The following is a 723-nucleotide window of genomic DNA, read 5'->3' as shown; positions in this document are numbered from 1 at the left end:
CGCGTAGAGGGCGGCGTCGATGTCGGCGGTGGTCGTTCCCGGTACGTGATCAGCGTGCGACGGAGCAGCGGATCGGCCAAGTGGAGGCCGCGCTTGCCGGTCTGCGCGGTGAGCACGATCAGATCACCGAGCGAGGCGATCAGCAGCGCCGGGAGGACCAGGCGCAGGCTGCGGCCACCAGGCGCCTGGTGGTGAGTTCCTTTGTCGCTCCGCTGCTGCTGATGGCCGCGCAGCTGTGGCTGGTGTCGCGCGGCACATCGTAGTAGCTGCTCCACCATTTTTGATCTTGGGCGCGGGGAGAATCCGAGAGTCAAGCATGGCAACACCACTGAGTGCTGACGCACTCGTGGCCGCGCTTCGCGCCGAAGGCGTGAACGTCATCGAACGCCCCGGTTGGCGAACCCATAACCGCAACCACAAGGGTGCGTGGGGTCCGCTGAACGGGATCATGATTCATCACACGGTCACCTCGGGGACGGCGAACAGCGTCCGGATCTGCGAGGACGGGTACAGCGGTCTGCCGGGCCCGCTGTGCCACGGGGTGATTGCCAAGGACGGCGCGGTTTACTGCTGGCGGATGGGGATAGTGCGGCGCATCAGGTACCGGATCGTCGGGCGGTCCTCAGGTCGGACTCGGTTTGGGAGTCGAGTGCGGGGGGTGCGGAGGGTGGGGTGGAGCCACTGCTGCCCGTCGGGGTCTGTCCAGACGGGGAGGACTCGAAT

The 723-nt window shown here is 66.7% G+C and carries 1 protein-coding gene and 1 pseudogene; both read left to right on the top strand.

All coding sequences use genetic code 11. The annotated features are described in order from the left end of the window. The coding region (locus ADK55_RS17805) for a hypothetical protein (protein ID WP_234350114.1) at positions 1–263 on the top strand (263 nt) is incomplete at its 5' end. Between the two features lie 53 nt (positions 264–316). After that, positions 317–568: pseudogene (locus ADK55_RS39840) on the top strand (N-acetylmuramoyl-L-alanine amidase); the annotation flags it as partial. Positions 569–723 lie beyond the last annotated feature (155 nt).

Source organism: Streptomyces sp. WM4235, from assembly GCF_001279725.1.
Lineage (GTDB): Bacteria > Actinomycetota > Actinomycetes > Streptomycetales > Streptomycetaceae > Streptomyces.
Note: the sequence above shows the minus strand (reverse complement) of the source record. Positions and strands in the feature narration are given on the sequence as shown.